At 35.6% G+C, this 6,806-nt stretch carries 6 protein-coding genes; 3 read left to right on the forward strand and 3 right to left on the reverse strand.

The window, feature by feature from the left end; translation table 11 throughout:
- Nucleotides 1–70: 70 nt before the first annotated feature.
- From M0Q17_RS00790 to purM, 3 genes are all read left to right on the forward strand, one after another.
- Complete coding sequence (locus tag M0Q17_RS00790; RefSeq protein WP_295082269.1) at nt 71–1,411, forward strand: FCSD flavin-binding domain-containing protein; 1,341 nt, start codon at nt 71–73, stop codon at nt 1,409–1,411.
- A gap of 144 nt (nt 1,412–1,555) precedes the next feature.
- Nucleotides 1,556–1,738 carry a DUF2892 domain-containing protein gene (locus M0Q17_RS00795; RefSeq protein ID WP_295082272.1) on the forward strand — a complete coding sequence of 61 codons (183 nt, stop codon included), beginning with the start codon at nt 1,556–1,558 and terminating at the stop codon, nt 1,736–1,738.
- 61 nt (nt 1,739–1,799) lie between these two features.
- Nucleotides 1,800–2,795 (forward strand): phosphoribosylformylglycinamidine cyclo-ligase, encoded by a 996-nt coding sequence (gene purM, locus M0Q17_RS00800; protein ID WP_295082274.1) that lies wholly within the window; start codon nt 1,800–1,802, stop codon nt 2,793–2,795.
- A 10-nt stretch (nt 2,796–2,805) separates the two neighbouring features.
- Here the strand turns inward: purM and M0Q17_RS00805 are convergent, their stop codons facing one another.
- The 3 genes from M0Q17_RS00805 to M0Q17_RS00815 form a co-directional block, all read right to left on the reverse strand.
- The gene (locus tag M0Q17_RS00805; protein ID WP_295082276.1) at nt 2,806–3,669 is read right to left on the reverse strand and encodes a hypothetical protein; all 864 of its coding nucleotides are present in this window, start codon (nt 3,667–3,669) and stop codon (nt 2,806–2,808) included.
- Nucleotides 3,666–4,679 carry a hypothetical protein gene (locus tag M0Q17_RS00810; RefSeq protein WP_295082278.1) on the reverse strand — a complete coding sequence of 338 codons (1,014 nt, stop codon included), beginning with the start codon at nt 4,677–4,679 and terminating at the stop codon, nt 3,666–3,668. The genes M0Q17_RS00805 and M0Q17_RS00810 overlap by 4 nt, the downstream gene beginning before the upstream one ends.
- Nucleotides 4,680–4,874: 195 nt before the next feature.
- Entirely contained in the window at nt 4,875–6,083 is a 1,209-nt protein-coding gene (locus M0Q17_RS00815; protein WP_295082281.1) for an outer membrane protein transport protein, read from the reverse strand.
- Nucleotides 6,084–6,806: the final 723 nt, after the last annotated feature.

A 6,806-nucleotide genomic window follows, 5' to 3' on the forward strand; every position in this document is an offset into this window, starting at 1 on the left:
GAAAATAATAAGCTCTCGGTAAGTTAATAAATGATAATATAATTATAATTATTTTACATGAGGATTATCCATGGCTATTTCAAGAAGAGATGTATTAGCGTTATCTGGTTTGGCACTTGCATCTTCGACACTAAGCGGCAATTCAGACTTAAATAACAAAACAAAAAGTAAAACCGCTAAGTCGCTTACAGATTATAAAGCACCATTACATGAGACAAAAAACCCTAGAGTTGTTGTTCTTGGAGGCGGCTGGTCAGGCCTGGCTATTGCGAAATATACAAAAATCTTTGCTCCAAACGCAGACGTTATTTTAGTTGAGCAAAGACATGAGTTTATCTCTTGTCCTGTAAGCAACTTATGGCTTGTAGATAAAGTAAAACTAGAATATTTAACACACGATTATCTTCAAGCTGCTAGAAAAAATAACTACATATATTTTCATGCAACAGCTGTTGATTTAGACAAAGAGAATCAAGTTCTAAAAACAAGCAATGGAGATATTAAGTATGACTATCTTGTACTCTCTCCGGGCATCGATTATGATTACTCCAAATGGACAAAAGATATCGCTTTTGAGAACAGATTAAGGCAGGAGTACCCTGCTGGATTTATTCCCGGTTCTGAGCATATCACTTTAAAAAACAAGGTTTTAAATTTCAAAGGCGGCAATTTTATCATTACGGTACCAAGCGGAAACTACAGATGCCTTCCTGCTCCATATGAAAGAGCCTGCGTTATTGCTGATTATTTTAAACAAAAAAAACTAAAAGCCAAAATAATTCTACTGGATGAAAACAATAGTATTACTATTAAAGAAAAAGGATTTCAGTCCGCCTTTAATGAACTTTATGCCGATTACATTGAGTATGTCCCCGGTACAAAAATAAACAAGATTGATTTAGACAACAAAATGGTTTACACCGAGTTTGATGAATTTGAGTTTGAGGACGCATGTTTTTACCCTCAAATCAGAGGTGCAAAAATTTTGGAGAGAGTTGGACTTGCAAAAGATGCAAAAAACAGACTCGAAGCAAATATCAACCCGCTTACATATGAGGCTATAGATGCAAAAAACATTTTTATAGCAGGTGACTCACGTCCTATGGGCTTTTCAAAATCAGGAAACACTTCAAATTCTGAAGGGAAGTACGTAGCCGCTCTAATTGCACAAAAAATAAATAAAACAAAGCAGATAAAATGGGAACCGCCAACCACAACTTGCTTCTCTGCCGTCTCTATTGAGCCAGAAAAAGCAATCTACATATACACACAGTACTCTTACGATAAAACGACTGAAACTTTTGATTTTGCCGATACATCAAGCAGTGAAGATTGGAAGAAAGATGGAAAGGTAAACGCAAGCTCTATATATAACTGGGCAGATGCTTTGTATGCGGATATGTTTAACTGACTTCTTTTTTATCAGCACAGTTCTTGCCTTACAAGAACTGTAAAAGATAAAGAGGTAAAATAATTATTATTTCATTCCTTTATCTTTTATAAACCAATCTCTGATATAATTTTCAAATATATTTAAAACAACAATGGAGCTAAAATGAATTATGACAAAATTAGAAAAAATTGTAGAGTAATTAGAATTATTGTGGGATTAGCACTGATTGCAACAGGATTTATAACAAGCAACGCTTGGTTTTATCTAGGAGTAATTCCCCTAATAGCTGGTATTGCTAACTTCTGCCCGCTTTGCATTATTACTAAAAAGTGCTCTGTAAAGTAAATTAACTCTGGCTTTAACTCTCATTCGATATAATTTCGTACTTTAAATATTGGAGCCATGAATGAGCCAAATAAGCTACAAAGATGCCGGTGTTGACATAGATGCCGGCAATAGTTTCGTAGAAAACATCAAACCTTTAGTGAAATCAACACAAATTCCGGGTGTTATCGGCGGTATTGGCTCTTTTGCCGGAGCATTTGAATTGCCACGTGGCTTCAAAGAGCCGGTAATGCTTGCTGCAACCGATGGTGTCGGAACAAAACTAAAATTAGCGATTGACTCAGGCATACACAATACCGTCGGCATAGACTTAGTTGCTATGTGCGTAAATGATCTTATTTGTAACTTTGGCACACCATCTTTCTTCTTGGACTACTACGCAACCGCAAAACTAGATGTAAAAACAGCGACAAGTGTTGTTGCCGGTATTGCAGAGGGTTGCAAGCAGAGTGAATGCGCTCTTATCGGCGGCGAAACTGCTGAGATGCCTGGAATGTACAGCAAGGATGATTATGACCTTGCAGGCTTTGCTGTAGGCGTTGCAGAGAAGAGTGAAATGGACAGGGTTTCTCTTGTAAAAGCGGGAGATAAGCTTATAGCACTTCCGAGTTCAGGACTTCATTCAAACGGTTTTTCACTTGCAAGAAAAGTTCTCTTTGAAAAGATGAATATGAAGTTTAATGATGATTTTAACGGCAAGCCTCTTATAGAAACACTTCTAGAGCCTACTCGAATATATGTTAAAACATTTAAAGAACTAAAAGACAAAATTGTAGCCCTTGCTCATATAACAGGCGGCGGAATAGTTGAAAATCTCCCGCGAGTATTGCCAGAAAATCTAAGAGCAGAGATAAAGAAAGACGCCATTAGAGTTCTGCCGATATTTGAGCTAATATCCAAGCACGTAGAAGAGAATGAGATGTACAGAGCATTCAATATGGGTATAGGGATGATACTTGTTGTAAAAGCAGAAGATGCTGATGCTGTACTTTCAAAAACAGATGGTTATCTAATAGGTGAGATAAAAGAGGGTAAAAGAGAGGCTATTTTAATATAGCCTCTACGTTTTATTTAAATGGTTTATTTAAATCTTTAATTACGTCGCCTGGGACAGATGCTATTCCGCCAAACTGCAACATACCTAACAATGGATAGTTTAAAGCTATATAGTATTCAGCCTTAAGCATTGTAGCCTTTCCTCCGCTTACCACTATAGGCCAAGGCAGCAAGCCTGCATTTTCGCGACCTGTTTTCTTTACAAATCTTTTTGTGCCGCGACCAAGTTCATAACCTACTAAAGTAGTATCATCAGATATCTTAAGTTCAAACGCAATCTCTTTGCCCTTTTTGTACTCTCTGAGTTTTGCAAGCAACTCCTCATTTGTACCTTCTCCAAGAACTTCTACATCTTCATAGTACGGCATACCGATAGTAAAATGGAATCCTGCAAGGTTCTTAAATGCCATTTTGTCTTCAGATGGAGTCAATCCCGTAAACACTTCTTCAATCTTATCTTTTATTGCTGTAAATGTCTCATGATTATAATCATTTTGCATATATGCTTTACCGAAATAGACTGGATTTGCTATAGAGATACTTTTTGCTTCATCATCAACAAAAATTCTCATAACAGCGATATTTGCACGATTTGGCTTAGCCGCCTCTGCTTTTAGTCTAGGGCAGGTATATAAAATAGTCGTTCCGCTATTGACACTCTCAAATGTAGATAAAACTTCAAATCCTGCTTCTGAAAGCTTTTTTTGTGCATCATCAACACTCATGTGCGCACCTTTTAGATATGCGCTTACATCTCCCCTTGGTTCACTAATCCCGGTTTGCGCTTGAGCCTGCGACTCGACACTAGTTGAAGAGCAACCAAAAAAAGTTAAAGCAAGAGCCAATACTGTTAATATTTTAAATGGTTTTTTCATATCTCTTTTGCTCCTAAACTAATCATGATAGCTTTAATTTTCTCATCCATCTCTTTGATAAATTTAACCTTTTGCGGATCTTTTATTCCCCCAAAGACTATCCAGTTTTCAACACTCGGCATACCTACTTTTAAAGTATTAGAATCTTTTTCTAAGTACATGTACATAGAACATGGCGCAGACACTCCTAGCTCAGGATGCTCCCATGCGTTAAAGACTGTATATGAAAAAGTAAAGTGACACAAAGAGTAAACCCAGTAAGCGTCAAATCTCGGATTGTCCATATCATTGTCAGTCCAATACTCTTCAAAATCTCTTTTGCCGGCAATAATGTACTCTTGTGCTTCAAACGCTTTTTCAAATCTTTCCATAAAGTTAAATTTAGCATCAATCACATCGCTTCCCCTCTCAAAAGGGACCTCAAACTCTACCATAGTTTTTTTAGGGAGTTTGTCAATCTCTATAAACTCTACTTCTCCGCCCATACCGTTATCAGTTGCTTTACTAAGAGCATCAATATACTCGGTAAAAGTTTTTCTTACCTCAGGATCTTTTACTTTAGTGATATCAAGCATCGCTTCAGGTGTTATCGTACCGACATAGGTTTTATTTTCACTTTTTTTCTTATAGATAAGATAGTTAAGCGGAGCAAAACCTCCAAGAGATGGCTCTTTTAAAAGAAGTGGTAGCATCCACTCTTCATTTGAGATTGTAATAAAGCCTAAATTATCCAAATTTTCTACATAATCCTCTTTAAACTGAGGATTTGGCTTTCCATCTTTTAAAAGCTTTGTTCCATAAAAAAGTCTGTAGTAATACTCAATCCCTGCATGTATATCTTTAGGAGTAAATCCGGCATCCTCTAAATCAAGCTCCATTATACCTTTAAATGCATCGTTCCTATCTGCATAAGTCCCTTCTGATACATTCAGCCTTATTGCTTGGTATCCAAACGCTATACTTGCACTTAGCGACGCTAAAACTGCTATTTTTACTATTGTTTTTAACATGTACTTCCTTTTGATTTGAGCTATTTGTGTGATGTGTGATATTATCATCACAAAAAATATAAAAATATTATATCAGATAAATCTGTAATTTATCTGAATATTTTTCTCTACTCGTGATGATAATAATTTTCTAGATTTTAATACAAGAGTAAGGTGCGCCCATAAAAGGCGACCTTAAAATAAATATTGAGTTGATTAGAAGTTGAAGTTGAGCTGTGCTGTAACTGCTGATTGGCTGTGTTTTGTTTCAATACTTGTTACTGGACCACCTAGGCTGTACGCAAAATTTTCACTAGCCTCTGGAGAGTAAACATAAGCTAAATCAACTGAAGTCATTTTTGTGAATTCATAACTTCCACCAATCGTATAATGTTCTTCTACAATTGCAGGGAATCCGAGAAGATTAAATACATTCAATAAGCTACCAGCTACACCTTGATCTGAAATTGGGCTTTTTGCGTAGTTATAACCAACACGAATTGCATAATTATCTTGTGCAAACTGGTAACCTACCATGTAAACATCTTGATCTTCCCATGCAAAATCTTTGTAGCCATCAGCATCAGACCATTTGATTTTTTTATAGTCAAAAGCTATTGTGCTACTGCCCATTACATATGAGGCACCAATGCCCAGTTCAGCAGGCTGCTCTAATTTGTCAGAGCCTAAAGTTCCTGTAAAATCTTGCATTGCTTCAGAAATCTGTCCATCATAAGTCATAGAGATTGCTGATTTATATGATGCCCCTACTGTAAAAGCATTCATCTCATAAGCAGCACCGATGGTATAACCAAGACCGAAATCTTGTGCAACTCCTTGTGTATCACTTGTAGCACCTGCCGCAAGACCTCCAAGTGGTCCACCGCTATTATTTTTAAAATTTATGTCTAATGACCCGTATTGTAATATAGGAGCTATACCAATACTAAATCCATTTACCTTATAAGATAAAGGAACAACAAACTGCATTAACTGTAAATTTGTAACCATGTTAAAGTTTGCAGCGCCACCAGTAGCATCACGATAATCTGTACCCATACCAGCCACGCCGTACATGCCTATACCCCAGTAAAAATTATCAGTTGCTTTTTGAGCTATTGCAACAGTAGGAATAATCGACAAATCTGCATCGCTATTATGAAATCCTGTTCCATCACCCAAATTTGTTTTTACATCTGGCATAAATACCGTACCACCAAAAGAAACCTGAGTTCCTTCAACTGTAGTAATCATAGCAGGATTGCTTAGAGCTGATTCCGCACCATGCCCCATACCTATTCCAACACCACCCATACCAACAGCTTTAGCGCCAACACCTATCATGGTATCGCCATTTGTTGCAAATGCAGAAGTTGCACCTAGTGCCAATGCAGCTACTATTGCTAATTTAATCGTTTTTTTCATTTTCTCTCCTACGAGTATTTTAGAATATAAGCATTATAGGCGAGTAATTTTTAACTGCGTCTTAAACAAAAAACAAACAAACATAAGAATAACTTAAATAAATCTCTTAATTACTTAGATATATAATTTGTTCTTATAAATAAAACTATAATCTTCTATAAAAGACGTTTAGCTTAGCTTTTTATAAGTATTTTATATATTTTGTTGCTGAAGTAATTATATATGTTATATCTTTTTCAGTAGTTTATAAAGTGTGATAAAATTATTATATTGTGTAATTATGTAACATATATGTAATAATTTTATTATAATAGCTAAAAAGTGTATCTACCCTTTATAGGAGTGTTGGTAAATCTTTGCTAGAAAATGAAGCACTAAAATTACTCTAAATTTAAAATTGCCCTGCTACTATGATAATCTTCTTATCCTGAACTATTCAATTTGTTATGTCTTTTATGTATGTTGTTGTAGAATAGCCTGTAAAAAATAGTAATTCGCTTAGTAAAAGTGCGATATATCTTATTGTAAATCCTAAATTATTTCAAATAGATAATAAAGCAAATTTAGACAGTAAAAAAATTAAATTGAAGTTATATGAAATTAAATATTATTATTTAGTTAAAAGAAGAAGTCGAGTAAGAAGTAAAAATGATCAACTAGGCAGCGACCTACATTTCCAATCCTGCAAGGATCAGTATTATCAGCGATGAGAGGCTTAGCTTC

The sequence above is a fragment of the Sulfurimonas sp. genome, from assembly GCF_023229105.1.
Lineage (GTDB): Bacteria > Campylobacterota > Campylobacteria > Campylobacterales > Sulfurimonadaceae > Sulfurimonas.

Coding starts and splice junctions, on each gene's coding strand:
- M0Q17_RS00790 (WP_295082269.1), top strand. CDS start 71: ATGGCTATTTCAAGAAGAGATGTATTAGCGTTATCTGGTTTGGCACTT.
- M0Q17_RS00795 (WP_295082272.1), top strand. CDS start 1,556: ATGAATTATGACAAAATTAGAAAAAATTGTAGAGTAATTAGAATTATT.
- purM (WP_295082274.1), top strand. CDS start 1,800: ATGAGCCAAATAAGCTACAAAGATGCCGGTGTTGACATAGATGCCGGC.
- M0Q17_RS00805 (WP_295082276.1), bottom strand. CDS start 3,669: ATGAAAAAACCATTTAAAATATTAACAGTATTGGCTCTTGCTTTAACT.
- M0Q17_RS00810 (WP_295082278.1), bottom strand. CDS start 4,679: ATGTTAAAAACAATAGTAAAAATAGCAGTTTTAGCGTCGCTAAGTGCA.
- M0Q17_RS00815 (WP_295082281.1), bottom strand. CDS start 6,083: ATGAAAAAAACGATTAAATTAGCAATAGTAGCTGCATTGGCACTAGGT.